Below are 23,254 nucleotides of genomic sequence, written 5' to 3'. Positions count from 1 at the left end.
TACCAGAGTCTTCGCGGAACTTGGTACATCCAAACTGAACGCACCATCAAAATCCGTTACTGTTCCTGTAGTAGTACCCTTGACTATTACAGACGCACCAATAATCGGTTCACTGTCTTCGGCGGAAATAACAGTACCTGTCACTTTCCTCGTCTGAGCTGTGGCCAATCCAATGCCTAAAACTAGGCAAAGTAAAAGATAAGTCAACTTCTTCATAGACACACTCTTTTTTTGTTTAACTTACATATAATTAATTCGCAATAGATTTATAGCAACATGGAAATTAAGGTTCGGACAAATGCAAATGTAACAATAAATTTATTATAACAAATAAATAATTAAAAAATTTCAATAAAATAATAAGAAAAGATAAACGGGGTAGAAAATTTGGAGACTTTTTTAGCCCCTAATTTAAATATTATAATATATACACAAGAGATTACGGCTTACATCAAGTATAAAGAATTACATATTTAACACTTTGAGAGATAAAAATATACATAAAATAACAGCGAACGATTCCTGCGTACATCATGATTTTCAGACTATAACGAGGTTCCGCGAAAACTAAGTAATAATAAAAAATAACATATTGTTCATAGGTTCCGCGAAGACTCTGGTAATTTCTTATGTGGGTATGATTGCTCGTGAGGTTCCGGTACAAGATGTGTTGAGGGTAGTCCTTCAGTCTGGTACCCAGAATCTTGAGGAGGTTGTCGTAACTGCGATTGGTATGAAAAAGCAGGAAAAGGCGTTGGGCTATGCAGCCTCTACTGTGAAGAGTGAAGATTTGAATGCCGCTAAGTCTGGATCAGTGATGTCAGGCTTGACTGGTAAGGTTGCGGGTTTGAATATTACTAGCGGTGGTGCTACAGGCTCTTCTCAGAAAGTAATCGTGCGTGGTATCAGTTCTTTCAGTGCTAATCAACCTTTGTATGTGGTGGATGGTGTGCCTATTATGAATGATTTCCAAGGTGAGGATTCTTTCTCTAACTCCGTGGATTTTGGTAACCAAGCTAATGACATTAACCCAGAGGATGTTGAGTCTGTAACAGTCTTGAAGGGTGCTTCCGCTACTGCCCTTTATGGTAGCCGGGCTGCTAATGGTGTTATCATGGTGACAACAAAACGGGCTGGGGCTGAGAAGCTTTCTGTTACGTACGATGGCTCATTTATGGGATCTAGCGTATTGCGTGTTCCTCAAACACAAGATCGTTTCGGACAAGGATGGGGATCTTTCGGACCTATGGAGAATGGTTCTTGGGGACCGGTTTTGGATGGTCGTGATCATATCTGGGGACCTTACTCAGACGGCTCAGAAGGTTTATTAACTCCGCTTTCTAAGCCTTTCTCGTATGTAAAGAACAATCTTCGTGATTTTTATGAAACTGGTTTTGAGACGAATAATAACGTCTCGATTCGTATGGGTAATGATAAACTTGGTTTTGTTGCCTCCTATGGTAATGTGAAGTCTGACGGTGTATTACCGGGTGACGCTGATTCATATGCTCGTAATACAATCTCGTTAAGAGGTAATATGAAATATAAACGTTTTTCTGCGGAATTAAACTTGAACTATGTCCGTAAAGATATCACACAAGCTGCTGCTGGCCAAGGAGATGATGGTGCAACGATGTTTTCTGAGATTTTGCAACATGCCGTGGATGTAGATATTAGCTCAATGAAAGATTATACGAATCCTTATTTTAATACGGATAACTTCTATACAGCTTATGCGGAGAATCCATATTGGGTGTTAGATCATAATCGTAATAAATATCAAGACGACCGTGTCTATGGTAAGATCGAGCTTGCTTTTGAGATTATGAAAGGTTTGAAGGCAGTTGGACGTTTAGGTGGTGACTTTACGAACGCTACTCAAAAGAGATGGAATGAAAAAGTGACTTTCGCTTCAGGGTCTTGGAGTGAATTAGGTGGTAAGAAGCAGCAGCCCGGTACTTATACGGAACGTCGTGACAAGGTGGAGCAAATTGATGCGACCGCTTTCTTAAACGCGGATTATAAAATCGGTGAGGATATCGCTTTGAATGGTATGATTGGATGGAACTTGAATCAACAAACGAGTTCTTATTTGAAATCTTATCTGTATGGTTTGGAGCAACCGGGATGGTTTAACCTAGCGAATGGTGTTGATAAGCCCATGACTACGACTTACTCTGATAGACGCCGTTTGGTTGGTTTGTTCGCTCAAGGTGAGTTTGGTTACAAGAATTTCTGGTTTGTGAATGCTTCTATTCGTAACGACTGGTCATCTACTTTACCTCAAGGAAATAATAGCTTTTTCTATGGTGGCGTGAATACTTCATTGATCATCACGGATATGTTTGAGGATTTGAAATCTGATTATCTGAATTTCTTGAAGGTTCGTGCAGCTTGGGGACAGACTGGTAACGATGCCCCGATTTACCGTACTAGCAGTTATTTTACACCGACTCAAATCAGTTTAGGTTTTGGAGATTTATATTTACCTATTAATAATACATTAGGCTTGACAGAGTATAATCGTTTGCCGAGTATGGATCTTCGTCCGGAGATCACGACAGAATGGGAGTTCGGTTTAACAACGCATCTGTTTAACAATCGCTTGGATATTGATGCTGCTTATTATAATAAGAGTACGAAAGATCAGATAATATCTGCTAGTCTGGCTCCGGAGTCTCGCTATACGTCTATGACCCGCAACGTAGGTAAGATTGCGAATCAAGGTGTCGAGTTGGCAGTGAATGGCATTCCTGTTCGTACGAAAGATTTCGAGTGGGGATTAGGTTTTACTTTCAGTAAGAACTGGAGTGAGGTGAAAGAGTTATGGGATGATGTAACTGAGTATAAATTGACAAGTTCCTATCAAGTGGATTTCGTTGCGGAAGTAGGTCAGCCTTTGGGCGTTTTCAAGGTTCCGGCTTTGGCCACGACCGATGATGGTAAGGTGATCGTTGATAATAACGGTATGCCGACAATTGATGCTAGCAAGAAAGAGATCGTAGGAACGTCTACTCCTAATTTCTTGATGGGCTTTAATACGCATTTCACATGGAAAGGGATTACTTTATCAGCGGTATTAGATTGGCGTAATGGCGGTGAGTTCTATTCATATACCTCTCAATTGCTTACATTTGCCGGAAACTCTACTTATACGGTGTTTAATAATCGTGAACCATTTGTGGTTCCTAATTCCGTGAAAGTCGTAAATGGTCAATACGTAGAGAATGATATACCTATCGTACATTGGGGAGGTGCTTCTAGCGCTGTTAATACCTACTATAATAACGCCTCCAACTACGCTCAGTATAGAAATTGGATTTTACCTAAAGATTACTTGAAATTAAGAGAGATTACACTTTCTTACTCTTTGCCGAAAGCATGGTTGAAACAAACCCCATTCTCTATGGTTCAAGTTAGTTTGATCGGACGTAATTTATTTATGTGGACCCCGAAAAAGAACAACTACGTAGATCCGGAAGGTACGAATTATGGTAATGACATCTTGTCTGAAATTGGTGAATTTGGTGCGGCTCCGACAAACCGTACGTTTGGTGGTGGTATTAAAGTCGTATTATAATAAGTAACTTTAAAAAGTAAAGATAGTATGAAAAGAAACAATTTAATATATACAGGACTGGTTAGCTGCTTGTTGATGGCGACTACAGCTTGTTCCGATTATTTGGATATTAACCAGAATCCGGAATATCCAACGGAAGCCTCTTCTTCTACTTTGCTTCCTTCTGGTATCGCAGGAGTAGCAAGTATTGTAGGTGGTACTTACGAATTATATGGTAGCATGTGGTCTCAGCAATGTACGCAGGGACATACATCCAACCAGTATAATACATTGGTTAACTATACGATAACTAACGCATCCGATTCTCGTTTGTGGTCTATACCTTATTCAATAGCACTGCCAGACTTGGATTTGGTTATCAAAAGCTCTGAATCGGCTCAAGAATGGAATTATTGGGTAATGGGTAAGACTATGACTGCCTTTATGTATCATATCCTAGTGGACTCTTATGGCTCTATTCCTTTTACAGAAGCTATCCTTGGAAATGAGAATACTACACCAAAGTATGATGACAGTAAGACTGTGGTTTATCCGGGATTATTAGCGATGTTGGATGAGATTATCGCTAAAAAGGCGGAGGCTACCGCAGGTGGTTTGCCTTCGGTTACAAAACAAGACTTGGTGTTCGCTGGTGACGTGAATAAGTGGATTCAATTTGCGAAGAGTTTAAAGCTAAAATTGTTGATGCGTGATTTCGATACGAATAAAGCTGCTATCAAGGCATTGCTCGACGAAGGAGATTTGCTGAGTGTAGACGCTAAGATGGACTGTTTTCAAGATTTGGAAAATAAATCAAATCCATTGTATGAGAATGACCGTCGTAAATTGAATTCAACTGTAAATATTCGTGCGTGCGCTACGGTTTGCGATTATTTGAAAAAATATGAGGATCCTCGTTTAAATGATTTTTATTCACCTAATACGGATGGCTCCGGCGAGACAACAGCTTTGAAGTATGGTGACCGCCCAAACTCGGTAGCGGTAACAACTCGTATGATCTCTGTGGCTAAGCTAGGTCCTACGGATCCTGTTTATTTTATGTCTGCTGCTGAGGTAGCGTTCCTGCAAGCGGAAGCTTACGCTCGTTTGAATGATGTGGCTAAAGCGAAAGTGGCTTATGAACAAGGTGTGAACTATGCGTTTGAACGTTGGGGATATTCTGCTGCCGAGTTTATTTCGGAAGGTGCTCCTTATGCTTTCGATAGTACGGACCAAAATTCAATGCTTACCTCTATTTTGACCCAGAAGTGGATCGCTTCCACTCGTTGTCAAGCATGGGACGCATGGTTTGATATCAATCGTACCGGTATTCCTGTTTTAGGGACAAAGCATGTGGATGAGGAAGGATATATTTGGGGGCAGTTGACTCCTTGCATTGGTTCTGCGTTGGCTCCGGGTGAATATCCTCGTCGTTTATTGTATCCGAAGTCATCTTCAGACTATAACCCTAATACTCCGGCGGTAGTTCCGTTAGCGGAAAAACAATGGTGGCATAAATAAATGGGTGTTATAAATGTATATTAATCAGAAAAGCTTTTTGAATATGAAACAGATAAATAAATTACTGGTTATCTTATTGGCGTTGGTCACCTTTTCTTCTTGTGAGACCTATGGTGATTACGAGATAGAATACACGGCCATTTATCCTTTATGTGGCGAATGGGTAGTTAATGTTACAGGTGAGGATGGTGGTGTCTTGGCGGAAGGTGTGACCTGCAATACTTACAATACGACTGATGATGCCACGGATAAGATGTGGATAAAAATGAGTGTTGCCACAAACGACTGGGGAGTACGTGGCAAGATTCATTGCGATGTAGCTTCTAAATCTTTTGATGGGGATGGTATCGCTAATCTGCTCCATGCGGATGATGGTATAAATTCTACTGTAACCTTCAATATCTCTGGTAAAGTAATTGTGGATGGTTATACTACTCAAGCCAATACAAAAGTGGATGCCATTGAATTTACCTTGACTCAAAATGGAAAGTCGATGACGGTTAAAGGATTCCGTAAAACAGGTTGGGAAGGTGAAGATTATTGATATGATTTAATATCTTGAAAAGTAGGAGAGGCCTGCCATGTATTTGGCAGGCCCTTTTTATTTACTTTGATATATGGTTTTTTATTAGTTGGTAATCCGTGATAACAAACTTTTAGTTTGTAGATTGTGCTACAAAGAACTTATTATTGTTCCTTCGTGTTTACAATCAGATAATATATAAATGTATCATGGAAAAAGTAATTTACAACTTAGTGTTTAATCGAAAAAAGCAATTGAATGCGGAAGGAAAAGCTTTGATTCAAGTAGAGGCCTATTTGAATAGGCAAAAGAGGTATTTTTCAACGAAGGTTTATGTGAAACCTTGTCAATGGGACAACAAGAGACGTTCCATAAAGAATCATCCGAATATGGATGCGTTAAACCTGTATCTTCAGAACTATGTTATGGAGTTGGAGAGAGATGAGCTGGAGAAGAGACAAGCGAATAACGGTTTTTCGTTGAAGGATCTGCGTGAGGAGACCTCTTCGATATCTACGTCTTCCTCTTTTCTTGTTTTCATGCGTGAGGAGATTTTACATAGTAATTTAAAAGAATCGACGTTAAAAAACCATTTGTCCACTTTGCATGTTCTATCCTTATACAAGAAGGACGTTCTGTTTAAGGATATTAATTTCAATTTCTTATGCGATTTTGAATATTTTTTATTGAAGCAGGAGTATCATCGAAATACGATCGCTAAACATATGAAGCATTTGAAACGATATATCAACTTGGCGATTAATAAGGAGTTGTTCGAGTTGCACAAATATCCATTTCGGAAATATAAGATTAAATATCAAGAGAGTAAGCGTACTCATTTAACGCCTGAGGAGTTAGGTCGTTTGGAAAACTTAAAGCTGGATGGGCAGCGTACATTGCGCCGGTGTCTGGATATGTTTTTATTTAGTTGCTACACGGGATTACGTTTCTCAGACATAGTAAGTATAACGAAAGAGAACTTTTTGATTATTGATGATAAGGTTTGGCTGGTTTATTCATCGGTGAAGACAGACGTGAGTGTCCGTTTGCCGCTATTTCTCTTGTTCGAGGGTAAATCTTTACCTATCTATGAGCGATATAAGAATGCGCCGAGAACCCTGTTTGGTGTTCCCTTATCCTCTAATTCAAACGTGAATAAGCAATTACGCCGAATCAGCCAATTGGCAAGTATTGATAAGAAGGTATCTTTTCATACGGCTCGGCATACAAATGCTACCTTATTATTATATAATGGAGCGAATATAACTACGGTACAAAAGTTGTTAGGGCATAAAAGTGTTCGTACTACCGAGATCTATAGCAATATCATGGATATGACGATTGTCCGCGATCTTGAGAAGATTGAGACACGATTGAAGTTCGGCTAGAATGTGGATTTATAAGAAAGGAGAAAAATATCATTAAGATATTCTTCCCCTTTTTTGAATGTTGTCACTCGTTATGCTTTTATATCTTGATTAGCGAGTTCCGCCAGCCCACCATACGTTTTCGGTAAACACATACTGACCATCACCATAAGCAGCTTGTATATTAGGATTAGTCGTAGTATCATCGTTACCATACGGACATCTTAACGGGAACTTACCCGGATTTTGCAAGCCATAAATATCCTCACCCAAGCTCTTCAAACGACGTACGTCATTATAGCACTCGGTAGACTCTCCATCCGCGTTCCAGAAAGAAATATATTTCTGAATCATCGTCTCTTTCAAAGGATTAGCATCGAATAAGGGAGCGACATTCTCATCAAAGTAAGAAGCGGCCTCCTCCGGTGTCACCTCGTTTGTTACATTCAAGAAACCTCCCCAATAATCAGAAGCGAGGGCAGACTTGATATTAACCTCCATATTAGCCATACCTGCGACAACAGCCTCTTTCAACACTGCTTTTGCCTCATCCTTACGATTTAAACGACACAAAGCCTCTGCCTTTAAGAACAATACCTCATGATAACTTAAGATGTGAGTCGGAGCGGTTTGAGCTGCACAGAACATGGAAACAGTATATTCTAACTGACTTTGCACTAAATCACCATTATGAGCAAGATTCAATAATGGATCATCCTTAGAAGCAATCATCGTTTGGCTGTTAGCCTCCACATAGCAACGTCTGATACGCGGATCATTACGCTCATTCAATTTATCAAACATACTTCGGCTGGCTACTTCACCTAAACGAGAATAGAATACTCCGAAAAATGGGTTGATATTAACACCCACACCATACATAGCATAGCTACATTGCTCGGCTGCCGAGGTGTACGACTTGGAAATATAATCCAACACCTTTTCCATATCGCCCTTAACATCAGCGCTACGTCCCATCAAGCGCATCGTATAACGAGCCTTCAAGCCATAAGCTGTCTTTAGCCAAGCCGAAGCGTCACCTTTATAAATCAAATCTTGATTAGACAGGCTCGTCAGATCTGATTTCTGAAGATCTTCAATTGCGGCATCCACATAGGCCATGATATCCTTATAAATCTCCTCTTGTTTATCGATAGCGGGAGTCATAGATACTGTATAGTCACAAGCCTCTTTCCAAGGTGTATCACCATACATATCTGTCAAGATCGCCAAATTGTAAGCCACGAAAAGTTCCGCAATGCCTTTTGTTATGAAGTTCTGCTCTTCTTCTGCGACTTTGACAGAGATCAAAGCATCTTTCAGTGTCGAATAGGTTCCCCCCCATGAGTTATTAAAGGTAGAAGCCGATGTACAAGAAGAACGGGTTTCCGCATAGTAGAATTGATTATGCGAACCTGTCTCATGTTCCACATACATACCACCATATAAATTGAAATCGCCGCTAACCACGCTAAACGCAGTCGAAGTCATGACATCCGTAAGGATCATCTTTGCGGGAACTGCTGTGGTATGATTATGATCTTTGTTGATCTCATCCATCTTATCCTCAGAGCAAGAGACCAAGGCTGCGGTGAAAACAACTCCCGTCAATAATTTTTTTGAGATATTTTGAAGTTTCATCTTTTGTTTCCTTTATTAGAATTTCACATTTAAACCGAAGCCATAGCTCGAAGCACCCGGCATAGAAAAGCGCTCGAAGCCACCGCCCATATTATTATTACCTTGAGAAGCCTCAGGATCCAAACCTTTCAACTCAGACCAAAGAATGATATTTCTGGCAAAAACATTTAAGTTCACGTTGATTCCATTCTTATCCCATACCGGATAACTAACGGACAACTCACGTAGTTTCAAGAAACCACTGTCATAGATACCAGCTTCGGAAATAAGCGTCATGCGGTCATAATATGATAAAGCGTCTTCGCCTTTGATATCTATGTCATTAGCTACATAGGAACCATCTTCCAACTGCTTTACAGCCGGATGACTAAAACGGAAAGTCTCGGCCGTACGACTTTCAACAGACTCCATACTTGTACCATAATAGTTCAACGTGTTCAATGTACCGCTATACATCTGTCCACCACATTTCCAATCGAACGTAGCGCCGATACGGAATTTGTAAATCTCAAAATTAGTATTAAAACCCAAGAGGAAATCCGGGGAAACCTTACCGATCACACCCTCACTACCGATCTGAGGCAAGCCATCTTCGTCTACGACAATATCACCGTTGTCATTACGCAAGAAAGTCGTACCATAGATTACAGGGAATTTATCGCCAATATTCGCACGTACCTGCGGATCAACGAAACCTCCCAAGAAAATACTCTCTACACCCGGAGCCAGCTCATCTACGTAGTTATCGATCTTAGAGAAGTTAAATGCCATATCCCATTTAAAATTCTTCGTATTGATCGGATTGATTCCCAAAGTAATCTCATGAGCGTTCGTATGGATAGCGCCACCATTGGTTACTAATTCTGCAGAGCCTGTAGAACCAGCCAAAGGAACCTCAAATATCTGATCCTTCACATTCTGCCGAGAGAAGGTATAGTTCAATGAGAAAAGACCATTCAAGAAGGTCAAATCCACACCTAACTCATAAGACTTCGTGTTCTGAGGTTTCAAATTCGGATCATACACACGAGCATATGGAGTGAACGCCGTAATTCCACTCATAGGATATTGTATAGGCGTAGAACCATAAAAACCACCACCGTAAACAGGTGTAGTATAATAAGAATCATAATAATCTCCAGCCTGTCCTACTTCGGCGTAAGAAGCACGTAATTTACCATAAGTCAAGACATTATTCTTCAATGGTTCTAATTCTGTGAAAATCCAGCCCAAGGAAACAGATGGATAAGTGAATGAGCGGTTGTTACGAGGCATATTAGATACGATATCGTTACGAACAGTTGCGTTGAAGTAAACCATGTTAGCGTAAGACAATGAAATGCTAGCAAAGTTACCAACTGTGCGTTTCCGGCGTAATGACTCGGATGCTACCATAGTTGTAGCATTATCTATATGATTCCAACCCGGGAAGTTATAGTTCGCTCCATAAGACTCGTAAAATTTCCGCTGATTCTCTACCAATTCATTACCAACAAGGGCATCGAACAACCAATCTTCATTGATATTCCAAGTATATGCAGCGGTCAACAAAGAGTTCAACTCCGTGATTGAATATCCATAGTGATCAATCTCTCCATAACCATTTGCATGTCCATAACCCCAAGAATCCGTATAATTAGTCGTATAAGAGTCCACACCCAATTGATACTTGACATCCAATTTGTGATTATCGGTATTGAACTTCGTAGAATATTTCAAATAAGTATTTCCAAAGAAACGTTGTGAACGTTCCAAGAACTCGTTGTTATCTACCGCCCAATAAGCTCCGTCAAAACCTGATGTGCTACGGAATGTATTTTGTGTATACGGGTCACCCTCAACATGACTTGGGATACCGGCTAAATCGTAGCTAGAAGGAGCTCCGTAAACAGTAGCTAAGATTCCATTATTGGCACTAGACTGCTTGCTGATCTTCGAATTTACATAGGTACCGGTAAATCCAGTAGACCAGTTCTTGTGTAATTGAGCTTCGGCACTCATTTTTGCGTTGTATCGGTCCATGCCTGTATTTGGAATAATACCATCTTGCGTAGTATTACCGATCGAGAAGGAATAGTTACCTTTATCAAAAGCTTGAGCTACATTCACGGAGTTACTCCATGTCGTACCCACGTTGAAGAAATCCTTGATATTGTCGTAAGCTTGTGGTTGAGCCCAAGGGTCTAATCCCGCAGCGGCCCGCTGAGGTACATAATACATACCTTCATGCTTACCATATTGCTTGGTAAACTCATTATCCGTATTTCCTCCATAAGTCGGATCGTTAGGCAATTCGCTGATTAGTGGTCCCCAAGAAGTTGAAGCATACGGGCTATACTTGCCATTTGTACCCTGCGCATACACTTTTTGGTATTCAGGCATCGTTGAAACCTTATCAAAAGATAAGCTGGTATTAAAAGCGACCTGAGGTTTTCCTTTACGGGCTCCCTTTCCACTTTTGGTCGTAATGACAATTACTCCATTTGTTGCACGCATACCATACAAGGCAGATGCGGCCTGTCCCTTTAATATATTAATGCTTTCAATATCGTTTGGATCGATATCCACCGCACGAGATGCAAAGTCCGTACCGGAAACAGAACTACCGGTGTCCACATCAGCCGTTGAAGCGACAGGCATACCGTCAATCACATACAAAGGAGTATTATCCCCTGTAAAAGATCTGGAACCACGAATCGTGATCTTAGAAGAGGCACCCGGCATACCGGAAGAAGGAGAGATCTCCACTCCAGAAACCTTACCTTGTAATGCGCCAGACAAACTAGTATTAGCTCCTTTCGTCAACTCATCCGCTTTCACATCTTGAACCGCATAACCTAAAGCTTTCTTTTCCTTTGAGATACCCATAGCCGTAACCACGACCTCATCCAAGTTCTGGGTATCGGCTAATAGTTTTACATTTACATTAGAAGTGGCCGCAACTTCTTGAGATTTCATACCGATGTATGAAATAACCAATTGTTTACCATTCGCAGGTACTTCTAGTTCAAAGTTTCCATCAAAATCCGTGACTGTTCCCACGGTTGTCCCTTTTACGATAATAGAGGCACCGATCACCGGCTCTCCATCTTCCCCAATTACCTTACCGGTAACCTTCGAGGTCTGTGCTGAAACCACACCTGCACTCAATGCAAGAAATAGTAGCACAGAAGTCAACTTTTTCTTCATAAACACACTTATTTATTAACTATATACTTAAAAATGTTTTCTCTGCATTTTAATGGTTGATTAACTAAGTTCATACAGAACTACTCCATTTTATGTTTTACGACATACCTATTAAATGAAAAACGGTTGCAAAACTATAAATTATACTTGAAAAAAACAACAAATTATTATTATTGTGATATATTTCCTTTGTTTTCTTAATTGTTAAATCTGTCAATTTGCAATATAACCACTGTCTAAATCGACTCAGGTAACATGATCGTATCACAAATCAATGAGTTATCACTGCCGATAGTTTCTTTTTGACAAATAAAAAAATTATTTTTATCTTAATTTTATCGTAACAAATAGTGAGCTTACTCTTTATAGGCATGATATTGGACTTGATATCAACTTATTCTGGATATTTTATAGCATATAGCTTATCACTAAAAATATTTACAACTTTATTTTATGTAGATATTTGTGAAAAACGGCTGGCTTTTCTTATCCTCCCAATATGGCTGATAAACAATATCTCTCAAATCCAATATATTTATTACAGAATTTTAATAGATCTAAACTTATATGATAATTTTTTTTTCATATGACTACACTAAATAAAATATTGAAAATTGGTAGTTCTGTATGAACTATAGTCCACGAAAGCTTAATTGAATTTCTAGTTTAGTTTAAATAAAAAGAATGTGTCTATGAAGAAAAAGTTGACTTCTGTGCTACTATTTCTTGCGATGAGCGTAGGAGTAGTTTCGGCACAGACCTCGAAGGTTACCGGTAAGGTAGTCGGAGAAGATGGTGAGCCGGTGATCGGTGCGTCCATTATCGTAAAAGGAACGACTGTGGGAACAGTTACGGATTTTGACGGTAATTTTACTTTGGATGTTCCTAGTGATGGTAAGCAATTAGTTATTTCATACATCGGTATGAAATCCAAGGAGGTAGTTGTGTCTCCCAATGTAAATGTAACATTGATGTCTGATACCCAGAACTTGGATGAGGTCGTGGTTACGGCTATGGGTATCTCAAAGGAAAAGAAAGCTTTAGGTTATGCCGTGCAAGATGTAAAATCGGATGAGTTAACACAAGGTGCTAACACTAGTTTGTCTGGGGCTTTGCAAGGTAAAGTATCCGGTATCGATATCGCTTCCTCATCGGGTATGCCAGGCGCATCTTCCAAGATCATGATCCGTGGAGCCCGTTCATTTACAGGGGATAACTCTCCTTTGTATGTGATCGATGGTATGCCGATCGCTTCTACGGCGGATGTTAATACGGATACGATGAATAATGGTAGTGTTAGTGGAGCTGACTATGCGAACCGTGCCGTAGACTTAGATCCGAACGATATCGAGAGTATCAACATCTTGAAAGGACAAGCTGCTTCTGCGTTGTATGGTATGCGTGCTTCTAATGGTGTGATCGTTATTACTACAAAGAGCGGAAAAGGTGCTCGTAAAGGAAAACCTCAGATCTCATTCAACACGAATCTTGCGTTTGATAAGGTTTCTACATTACCTGAGTTACAAACTGAATATGGACAAGGTAATGAAGGTGCTTATAACCCATATTCGGGATTTAGCTGGGGACCGTCTATCTCTGACTTGGCGAATGATCCTGTATATGGCGGTAATGTACAAAATGAATATACGAAAGGTGGATTGCATAATGGACAATACTATGTGCCTCAGCGTGCTGCGGCAGGATTGGATCCATGGGCTACTCCCCAAGCTTATAATAATGCGAAAGATTTCTTCCAGACTGGCGTTACTTGGAGTAACTCTGTAAATGTAGCTCAGTCTTTCGATAAAGGAAACTATTCATTCTCTTTGGGTAATACGACTTCTGATGGTATCGTTCGTTCTACGGGAATGGATCGTTATAACGTGAAGCTGTCGGGTGAGGCACAATTGCATGATAACTGGACGACTGGTTTTAACGGAAACTTCGTGACATCAAAGATCAAGAAGCAAGGAACCGCTAATGACGGTGTTACCGCTACGGTTTATACGGCTCCTATCAGTTATACTATGGCGGGCATACCTTCCCATATCGAAGGTGATCCTTATACTCAGAATACGTTCCGTGAGAACTGGATCGATGATGGAAACTGGGCGTGCGACAATAATAGCTTTACGGAGAGATCTCAACGTTTCTTCGGGAATGCGTTCTTGAAGTATTCTACTAAATTTGGTACGGACAATCATAAATTGGATGTGAAATACCAAATTGGTGATGACGCTTATACGACCAATTACTCTGATATTTACGGCTACGGTACAACTGGTTATACGAATGGTTATGCTAGCGAATACGGTTTTACGGTAAATGAGATGAACTCATTGTTGACGTTTACGTATAACTGGAATATCAATGAGGACTTCGTATTCGATGCTTTGTTGGGTAATGAGCTTGTAGATAAGCGAATCAGTAATACTCAAGCCGTGGGATATAGCTTCAACTTCCCGGGCTGGAACCATTTGAACAACGCTTCTGTATTTAACAGCTCTCATGAGTATAAGAGAAAACGTACGGTAGGTAACTTCGCTAGCTTATCTTTGGCTTGGAAGAATATGCTTTATTTGAATGTTACGGGACGTAACGATATCGTGTCTTCTATGCCGAGAGATAACCGTTCGTTCTTTTATCCTTCCGTATCCCTTGGATGGGTATTCACGGAAGTGGAAGCCTTGAAGAATGATATCTTGACATTTGGTAAGATCCGTGGCTCTTACGCAGAGGTAGGTATGGCAGGAGAATATGTGCCGTCTTATTATTATACGCCAGGTTATGGTGGTGGTTTCTTCCAGGGAACACCTATTATGTATCCGATTAATGGAAATATGGCGTATATTCCTTATTTCGTGGTTTATGATCCGAACTTGAAGCCTCAGAACACGAAGTCTTATGAGCTTGGTACTGACTTGACTTTCTTGAATGGTTTAGTTTCATTGAATTATACGTATTCTCGTCAGAACGTGAAAGACCAAATCTTCGAGGTGCCTTTGGCTGGCTCCACAGGTGCTTCCAGTATGATGATGAATGGTGGAAAGATGCACTCAAACGTACATGAGATTACATTAGGTATCTCTCCGGTTGATACGAAGAATTTCAAGCTGGACTTCGCTTTTAACTTCTCAAAGATCGACAATTATGTAGACGAGTTGGCTCCGGGCGTAGAGAGCATTATGTTGGGTGGTTTCGTGACTCCTCAAGTACGTGCAGGTATCGGCGATAAATTCCCGGTAATCTATGGTGTTGGTTACAAACGTGATGGCGAAGGACGAATTGTAGTAAACGAAAAAGGTATACCAGAGGCTGGTGAGACCCAAGTAATCGGTAAGGTTTCTCCTGATTTCCGTTTGGGTTTCAATACGAATATCGAGTTGTATAAATTCCGTTTGGCTGCTGTATTTGACTGGAAGCAAGGTGGACAAATGTATAGTGGTACGGCTGGTGAGACGAACTTCTATGGTACAAGTAAGTTATCTGGAGAGGTTCGTAAGAGTGATAAATATCATTTTGACTATGCTGCTGTTGAACAGAAGGGCGTAGATGCGGATGGTAAACCTATCTATGTTCCCTATACGGGTGGAGTGAAAGGATCAGATGCAGAGGAGTATTTCAAAAGCGTGAGGGGCATTGACGAAGCCTATGTTTATGACAACTCGTTCTTGAAATTGCGTGAACTTTCATTGTCATATCCTGTATATAAGAAAGATAACTTGAATGTAAACGTGAATGTTTTCGCCCGTAATATCATTGTATGGTCTGAGATAAAAGGCTTCGATCCAGAGGCTACTCAAGGAAATAACAATATGGCTGGCGCTTTCGAGCGTTTCTCCTTACCGGGTACATCTAGCTACGGTTTTGGTGTCAACGTAAATTTCTAATTTATAAAGAAGACAGATATATATGAATACAATAATAAAATCATTTAAAGGGTTGGCTGTTATGTCGGCCGTATCCTTGGCATTGGCTGGATGTTCCGAGGATGTAATGGATCGGATTAACCAAGATACGAGCCATACAAATAGCGTGGATGGCAAATTTATCTTGGCCGACTTGATTACTTCTACTGCATTTTCCAACGTTAGCGGAGACTTCAATACCTATTCATCTTCCTACGTGGAATATGAAGTGGGTATCGAAAACCAGTTATATAACGCGGAAATTCGTTTGAATGAGCCTTCTGCCTCTTCTACGTTTGAGAATACGTGGGGAAATGTTTATACAAGCTTGAAGAACGCTCGTGTTATTATCGGTCAATGTCAAGAAGGTAAGCGTGATGAGGGAAATTTAGTGACGAGAGGTATCGCTGAGGTCATGGAAGCTTACAATGGCGCTCTATTGGCGGATATATTTGGAGATACACCTTATAGTGAAGCTTCTTTATTGGATGAGAATGGCTCACCGGTGAATATGAATCCTAAAATAGATAAGCAAGAGGAGATTTATGTCTCTATAATAGCCTCCTTGGACAAGGCGATCGAGGATTTGAATCAGTCTGATCGTTCACCGGTTGGTACGTATGATTATTTGTATAATGGAGATGCCGAGAAATGGATTAAATTCGCTTATGGTTTGAAGGCTCGTTATACGATGCGTCTGATCAATCGTTCCACGGATAAGCAAGCTGATTTGAATAAGGTTTTGGACTATGTATCAAAATCTTTTACTTCTGCGGATGACGAGGCTGCATACGCTGTCTATGATGCGAATAATATCAACCCATTCTTTGGTTACTTCGATTCTCGCGCTGGTTTTGCCAATAGCCAGAGCTTGACGGACAAGTTGATTGAGCGTAAAGATCCTCGATTGGAAAGAGTGATGCTTTCTCCTACTACGGCTGACAAGAAACGCGTACAGGTTACAGGCTCTGCTGATAAGAACTTAGTTCCGGCCCCGAATGGTACTCCTGAGCAGAATATGCAGAAATATGGTGTTTCCGCCTTTGTATATTCAAACACGGCTCCTACGATGTTGATGAGTTATCATGAGTTGAAATTCTTGCAAGCTGAGGCGTTATGTCGCTTAAACCGTACGTCTGACGCCGAGAAAGCGTTGAAAGAGGCAGTAGCTGCCGGAATCGCAAATGCTGAAAGAAGTGTCTCTTCTGCTATCACTTATATGGGTAGCAAAATGGTCGTGAATTCAGAAAAAATGACAGAGGAGACGGCCAATACATATTTCGATAACCAAGTTAAACCACTGTTTGCTGTAAATCCTTTGAAAGAGACCATGATCCAGAAATATCTGGCTTTGTGGGGAGCATCGGGAGAGGCTACCGAGACTTTTAATGATATCCGTAGAATGAAAGGATTAGGAGAGAATTTCGTGACATTGGCGAATACGAAAAAATTCCCTCTTCGTATGCCTTATGGTAATAGTGACGTGGTATCAAATCCGGAAGTAAAAGCCGCTTATGGCGACGGTCAATACGTATATTCAGAGCCTGTATGGTGGGCTGGCGGAACTCGCTAATCTAACATATATAATATAATGTATAGGGTGCCTCTCCGATTATGGAGGGGCATCTTTTTTTGTTATATATCTTACATGTTTTGATAGCTTCCCTTATCCCATTTCCTTGGAAGGCTTATTGGTTTTATATGGAAATATAGATCATCTAACAATTGGTGCATGATCATCTAACAGTCGTTGCATGATCATGCACCAACTGTTGGACGATCATGCACCAGTTGATAGATATTTAATGCTTCAAGAAAGAAGGTATAATGTGTTAAGAAGATATCGCTAAAAGTATGGGATAAAAAGGATAGGGAACTAAGGGAATGTTAAATTTTTATTGTCATAATGTTAGTATATTATATGGGTAAAAGTGTGTTTGTGATGATTACTCTTTCATTATGTCACTATTTCCTGTTGTTTAACATTCTTTTTATACGATAAATTTCTTGACTTATCCTTTGAAAAGTAAATAAAATGTCCGACTTTTGCTTCCATGATGAGTCAACCATTAGCAGAGAGATTACGTCCGAAGACGTTGGATGATTATATCGGACAGAAGCACCTGGTAGGCCAGGGAGCCGTGTTGAGGAAGATGATTGATGCGGGACGGGTTCCCTCTTTTATATTGTGGGGGCCGCCGGGAGTCGGGAAGACTACCTTAGCGCAGATCATAGCGAATAAGTTGGATGCGCCTTTTTATACGTTAAGCGCGATCAGTTCGGGAGTGAAGGACGTGCGGGAGGTGATAGAGAAGGCCAAGAGCAACCGCTTCTTCAATACGGTATCACCGATATTGTTTATTGATGAGATACACCGGTTCAGTAAGTCGCAGCAAGACTCATTGCTGAACGCCGTAGAGACGGGCGTGGTGACGCTGATTGGGGCAACCACGGAGAATCCCTCGTTCGAGGTAATCCGTCCTTTGTTATCCCGTTGTCAGGTGTACGTGTTGAAATCGCTGGACAAGAATGACTTGCTTACGCTATTGCATAAGGCGATCGCCGAGGATGTCGTTCTGAAGGATAAAAACATAAGGCTGACGGAAACGGATGCCATGTTACGTTACTCGGGAGGAGACGCTCGGAAGTTGCTGAATATTCTGGAACTGGTGGTGTCTGCCGAGGAGAGTGACGATATTGAGATTCTGGATGAGAAGGTAGTGGAGAGGTTGCAGGAGAACCCTGCGGCGTATGATAAGGGAGGGGAGATGCATTACGATATAATCTCCGCTTTTATCAAGTCGATCCGGGGTAGCGATCCCGATGGCGCCATTTACTGGCTCGCCCGTATGGTGGCCGGGGGAGAAGACCCTGAGTTTATCGCACGGCGGTTGGTGATCTCCGCTTCTGAGGATATCGGATTGGCGAATCCGAATGCGCTTTTGCTGGCGAACGCATGTTTCGATGCCTTGAAGAAGATCGGCTGGCCGGAGGGCCGGATCATCCTGGCCGAGACGACCGTTTATCTGGCTTGCAGCCCGAAAAGTAATTCGGCCTATATGGCGATCAACGACGCTTTGGCACTTGTTAACCGGACTGGGAATTTACCCGTACCGCTTCATCTACGCAACGCGCCTACCAAATTAATGGCTGAATTGGAGTATGGCAAGGAATATAAATATGCGCACGACTACGAAAATCATTTTGTAAAGCAGGAGTATCTTCCGAAGGAAATTTTGGGCGAACGTTTGTGGAAAGGACAGGAAAATCCGGCCGAGCACAAACTAATTGAGCAAATGAGGCGCCTTTGGGGAGATCGTTTTTAATTGACATATTCTGATTGTAAATTAAAAAATGCTCGAAAAGTGTCGGCAAATGAGAAAAAATAGTTACATTAGCCGCCTGTTTTTGAAAAAATACTTACTTTATTTATAATAACATTCTAAAAAGACATTGGTATGAAGAAGCACAATTTTTATGCAGGTCCTTCTATCTTGAGCGAGTATACAATTAAGAATACAGCCGCTGCGGTAGAAAATTTTGCGGGTATGGGGTTATCACTTCTTGAGATCTCTCATAGAAGTAAGGAGTTTGTAGCCGTAAACGACGAGGCACGTGCGTTGATCAAGGAATTACTGGATGTTCCGGCAGGCTATGAGGTTGTATTCATGGGCGGTGGCGCCAGCATGCAGTTCTGTATGGTTCCTTACAATCTGTTGAATAAGAAAGCCTCTTATTTGGATACCGGCACATGGGCTTCGAACGCTATCAAGGAAGCTAAGTTGTTTGGGGAGGTAGATGTTGTCGCTTCTTCCAAAGACAAGAACTATACTTACATCCCGAAGGGTTATGCGATCGCTGATGACTCGGATTATTTCCATTTTACTTCTAATAATACGATTTACGGAACAGAGATGCGTAAGGATCCGGATGTGAAGCAACGTTTGGTTTGCGATATGTCTTCCGATATTTTCTCTCGTCCGATCGATATTTCCAAATATGATATTATCTATGCGGGTGCTCAAAAGAACTTGGCTCCTGCCGGCGTGACTTTGGCTATCGTTCGTGTGGACGCTTTAGGGCATGTAGACCGTCCGATCCCGACCATGTTGAACTACGCTACCCATATTAAAAAGGATTCCATGTTCAATACACCTCCTGTATTGCCTATTTACGCGGCTTTACAGACCTTGAAATGGTATAAGGAACAAGGTGGTATCGCCGCTATGGAGAAGAAGGATCTTGAGAACGCGGCGATCTTATACGATGAGATCGATCGCAATAAGTTGTTCCGTGGTACGGTAGCGGAGGAAGATCGTTCGATCATGAATGTTTGTTTCGTGATGAATGATGAGTATAAGGAGTTGGAGGACGAGTTCAGTAAATATGCTACTGCCGCTGGTATGGTAGGTATCAAGGGACACCGTTCTGTAGGTGGTTTCCGTGCCTCTCTTTATAACGCGATGCCGAAGAGCAGCGTGGAGGCTTTGGTAGCTTGCATGAAAGAGTTCGAGAAACAACATTAATTAAGGAGGATTCAGACATGGCAAAGATATTAGTTGCTACAGAGAAACCTTTCGCCGCTGTCGCTGTGAAAGGCATCCGGGAGGTAGTGGAAGGCGCTGGCATGGAACTGGCTCTTTTGGAGAAATATACAGAGAAGGCGCAATTGCTGGATGCGGTTAAGGATGCTGATGCCGTGATTATCCGTAGCGATAAGGTGGACGCTGAGGTATTGGATGCCGCTAAGAACCTGAAGATCGTGATTCGTGCCGGTGCGGGGTATGATAACGTGGACTTGGATGCGGCTACTGCCCATAAGGTATGCGTGATGAATACGCCGGGACAAAACTCTAACGCTGTCGCCGAATTGGTATTCGGTATGTTGGTGTACGGGGTTCGTAATTTCTATAACGGTACTTCCGGAACAGAGTTGAAAGGAAAGAAATTGGGTATCTTGGCTTATGGAAACGTGGGCCGTAACGTGGCTCGTATCGCTAAAGGCTTCGGTATGGAGGTTTACGCTTACGATGCGTTCTGTCCGGCTTCCGTGATTGAGGCCGATGGTGTGAAGGCTGTAGCTTCTACAGCCGATTTGTTTAAGGCTTGCCAAATCGTCTCTTTGCATATTCCGGCTACGGCCGAGACGAAGGGTTCTATCAATTTCGAGTTGATGAATTCCATGCCGAAGGGAGCTATCGTAGTGAATACGGCTCGTAAGGAGGTGATGGATGAGGCTGGACTCGCTAAGATGTTGGAAGAGCGTCCGGACTTCAAGTACTTGACAGATATTATGCCCGCTATCCATGCGGAATTGGCCGAGAAATATGCCGGTCGTTATTTCAGCACCCCGAAAAAGATGGGTGCCCAGACCGCCGAGGCTAATATCAACGCTGGTATCGCCGCCGCCAAGCAGATCGTTGATTTCTTGGTGAATGGCAATGAAAAGTATCGGGTTAATAAATAAGAATATCCGGTTGTAGAGACGGGGCACGCCCCGTCTCTACATTGATACATAAACCAATTAGATTTAATTACCATGGCAAAAATAAAACCTTTCAAGGGAGTTCGTCCGCCAAAAGAATTTATAGAGGAGGTGGCTTCCCGTCCCTATGACGTATTGAACTCGCAAGAAGCTCGTGCGGAAGCGGAAGGAAACGAGAAATCCCTTTACCATATCATTAAACCGGAAATCGATTTCCCAGAAGGGACGGATGAGCATGATCCGGCTGTTTACCTGAAGGCCGCCGCCAATTTCAATAATTTTCAGGAAAAAGGTTGGTTGGTTCAGGATCAGAAAGAATGCTATTATGTTTATGCCCAAACCATGAATGGCAAGACTCAATATGGGTTGGTAGTCGGGGCTTATGTTCCCGATTATATGAATGGCACGATCAAGAAACATGAGCTGACCCGCCGTGACAAGGAGGAGGATCGCATGAAGCACGTACGTGTCAACAACGCTAATATCGAGCCGGTATTCTTCGCTTATCCCGACAACTCAGAGTTAGACGCTATCGTTATGAAATATACGGCTCGTGAGCCCGAATATAATTTCGTGGCGAAATTAGACGGTTTCGGCCATACGTTCTGGATTATCGATGAGGATAAGGACATCGCCCGCATCACGGAGTTATTCGGGGAGATGCCTGCGTTGTATATTGCCGACGGACATCATCGTTCCGCCGCTGCTGCTTTGGTAGGAGCGGAGAAGGCCAAGCAAACCCCGGGTCATAAGGGAGACGAGGAGTATAACTATTTCATGGCTGTTTGCTTCCCGGCCAACCAATTGACCATTATCGATTACAACCGTGTGGTAAAAGACTTGAACGGCTTGACCGAGGAACAATTCGTTGAGAGATTAACGAAAAACTTCGTGGTAGAGGAGAAGGGCTCTGCTATTTACAAACCGGGTGCCTTGCACAATTTCTCCCTGTATTTAGGAGGGAAATGGTATTCTTTGACCGCTAAGCCCGGTACGTACGATGATAATGACCCGATAGGCGTATTGGATGTCACGATCTCTTCGAACTTGATTCTGGATGAGATTTTAGGCATTAAGGATTTACGTTCGGACAAGCGAATCGATTTCGTGGGAGGTATCCGTGGCCTGGGTGAATTGAAACGCCGTGTGGATAGCGGTGAGATGAAGGTTGCCTTGGCTTTGTATCCCGTTACGATGAAGCAATTGATGGATATCGCCGATACGGGTAATATCATGCCGCCGAAGACGACGTGGTTCGAACCGAAGCTTCGCTCCGGTTTGGTGATCCATAAATTGGATTAAGTCTTATATACATAAATATAGCTTTGGATTGGGGTATAATCGTTGAAGATTATACCCTTTTTTATCCTTGTAACCTAGATATACGGAATAAATTGTATCTTTAGGACTTAAATAGTATCGCAATGGGTAAAATAAAAAATATAGTATTCGATCTGGGGGGCGTTATCATAGATTTGGACCGGGATGAACCTGTTCGTCGTTTAATAGAGATTGGGGTCAAAGATGCCGATGGATTGATAGATCCTTACGAACAAAAAGGGGTTTTTCAAGATCTGGAGACCGGAAAGATCGGAGTAGAGGAGTTTTGTCGCTATTTACGGAAGTATACGGGTAAAGACCTTTCTTATGAGGATATTTGTTGGGCTTGGTTTGGCTTCATTGGCGGCGTTCCCCAATATAAATTGGATTACATATTAAAACTCCGTGAGAGATATCAAGTCTATTTATTGAGCAATACAAATCCGATCATACAGCTTGAATGGGCACAGACAAAAGAGTTTACGCCGTCGGGCCGTCCATTAAATGATTATTTCGATAAATTGTATCTCTCTTATGAGATCGGTGTCACGAAGCCGGATCGTGAAATTTTTGATCGCATGGTCTTGGATTCAGGAATCAAACCAGAGGAAACATTATTTGTAGATGATGGTAAGAATAATATCGTAGTGGGGCAGGAACTAGGGTTCCATACCTATCAGCCTTTGAATGGAGAGGATTGGAGAGGGAGGCTCGATGAAATACTCTCAAAATCATAGGATC

Annotated in this window: 14 protein-coding genes; 11 read left to right on the top strand and 3 right to left on the bottom strand. The window is 41.7% G+C overall.

What is annotated here, in order from left to right; all coding sequences use genetic code 11:
* Window positions 1–216: carboxypeptidase-like regulatory domain-containing protein (locus tag NBH16_RS15040; protein WP_080707586.1), on the bottom strand; the 216-nt coding region annotated here is incomplete at its 3' end.
* A 376-nt stretch (window positions 217–592) separates the two neighbouring features.
* Between NBH16_RS15040 and NBH16_RS15035 the strand changes: the two genes are divergently transcribed.
* From NBH16_RS15035 to NBH16_RS15020, 4 genes are all read left to right on the top strand, one after another.
* Window positions 593–3,580 carry a SusC/RagA family TonB-linked outer membrane protein gene (locus NBH16_RS15035; protein ID WP_262496758.1) on the top strand — a complete coding sequence of 996 codons (2,988 nt, stop codon included), beginning with the start codon at window positions 593–595 and terminating at the stop codon, window positions 3,578–3,580.
* 27 nt (window positions 3,581–3,607) lie between these two features.
* The gene (locus NBH16_RS15030; protein ID WP_005865342.1) at window positions 3,608–5,080 is read left to right on the top strand and encodes a SusD/RagB family nutrient-binding outer membrane lipoprotein; all 1,473 of its coding nucleotides are present in this window, start codon (window positions 3,608–3,610) and stop codon (window positions 5,078–5,080) included.
* 43 nt (window positions 5,081–5,123) lie between these two features.
* The gene (locus tag NBH16_RS15025; protein WP_008771702.1) at window positions 5,124–5,624 is read left to right on the top strand and encodes a lipid-binding protein; all 501 of its coding nucleotides are present in this window, start codon (window positions 5,124–5,126) and stop codon (window positions 5,622–5,624) included.
* A 188-nt stretch (window positions 5,625–5,812) separates the two neighbouring features.
* The gene (locus NBH16_RS15020; RefSeq protein WP_005865347.1) at window positions 5,813–6,991 is read left to right on the top strand and encodes a site-specific integrase; all 1,179 of its coding nucleotides are present in this window, start codon (window positions 5,813–5,815) and stop codon (window positions 6,989–6,991) included.
* Window positions 6,992–7,081: 90 nt separating this feature from the next.
* Here the strand turns inward: NBH16_RS15020 and NBH16_RS15015 are convergent, their stop codons facing one another.
* Both NBH16_RS15015 and NBH16_RS15010 read right to left on the bottom strand, forming a co-directional pair.
* The gene (locus NBH16_RS15015) at window positions 7,082–8,611 is read right to left on the bottom strand and encodes a SusD/RagB family nutrient-binding outer membrane lipoprotein (protein ID WP_005865349.1); all 1,530 of its coding nucleotides are present in this window, start codon (window positions 8,609–8,611) and stop codon (window positions 7,082–7,084) included.
* A gap of 15 nt (window positions 8,612–8,626) precedes the next feature.
* Window positions 8,627–11,800: a SusC/RagA family TonB-linked outer membrane protein gene (locus NBH16_RS15010; RefSeq protein WP_005865351.1), complete on the bottom strand. Its 3,174-nt coding sequence runs from the start codon at window positions 11,798–11,800 to the stop codon at window positions 8,627–8,629.
* A 692-nt stretch (window positions 11,801–12,492) separates the two neighbouring features.
* Here NBH16_RS15010 and NBH16_RS15005 point away from each other — a divergent pair.
* The 7 genes from NBH16_RS15005 (at window position 12,493) to NBH16_RS14975 (ending at window position 23,250) form a co-directional block, all read left to right on the top strand.
* Complete coding sequence (locus NBH16_RS15005; RefSeq protein ID WP_122297420.1) at window positions 12,493–15,690, top strand: SusC/RagA family TonB-linked outer membrane protein; 3,198 nt, start codon at window positions 12,493–12,495, stop codon at window positions 15,688–15,690.
* Between the two features lie 22 nt (window positions 15,691–15,712).
* On the top strand, window positions 15,713–17,281 hold the full coding sequence (locus NBH16_RS15000) for a SusD/RagB family nutrient-binding outer membrane lipoprotein (RefSeq protein WP_048928384.1): 1,569 nt from the start codon (window positions 15,713–15,715) through the stop codon (window positions 17,279–17,281).
* Between the two features lie 481 nt (window positions 17,282–17,762).
* Window positions 17,763–19,034 carry a replication-associated recombination protein A gene (locus tag NBH16_RS14995; RefSeq protein WP_005865358.1) on the top strand — a complete coding sequence of 424 codons (1,272 nt, stop codon included), beginning with the start codon at window positions 17,763–17,765 and terminating at the stop codon, window positions 19,032–19,034.
* Between the two features lie 132 nt (window positions 19,035–19,166).
* Window positions 19,167–20,234 (top strand): 3-phosphoserine/phosphohydroxythreonine transaminase, encoded by a 1,068-nt coding sequence (gene serC / locus NBH16_RS14990; RefSeq protein ID WP_005855647.1) that lies wholly within the window; start codon window positions 19,167–19,169, stop codon window positions 20,232–20,234.
* A 17-nt stretch (window positions 20,235–20,251) separates the two neighbouring features.
* The gene (locus NBH16_RS14985) at window positions 20,252–21,175 is read left to right on the top strand and encodes an NAD(P)-dependent oxidoreductase (RefSeq protein WP_250788824.1); all 924 of its coding nucleotides are present in this window, start codon (window positions 20,252–20,254) and stop codon (window positions 21,173–21,175) included.
* A gap of 72 nt (window positions 21,176–21,247) precedes the next feature.
* Window positions 21,248–22,495, top strand: coding sequence for a DUF1015 domain-containing protein (locus tag NBH16_RS14980; protein ID WP_217773601.1), 1,248 nt, complete (start codon window positions 21,248–21,250; stop codon window positions 22,493–22,495).
* Between the two features lie 122 nt (window positions 22,496–22,617).
* On the top strand, window positions 22,618–23,250 hold the full coding sequence (locus NBH16_RS14975; RefSeq protein WP_048928386.1) for an HAD family hydrolase: 633 nt from the start codon (window positions 22,618–22,620) through the stop codon (window positions 23,248–23,250).
* Window positions 23,251–23,254: the final 4 nt, after the last annotated feature.

This window comes from Parabacteroides sp. Y3-G-102 (genome assembly GCF_023656845.1).
Lineage (GTDB): Bacteria > Bacteroidota > Bacteroidia > Bacteroidales > Tannerellaceae > Parabacteroides > Parabacteroides distasonis.
This window is presented reverse-complemented; position numbering and strand designations above follow the sequence as displayed.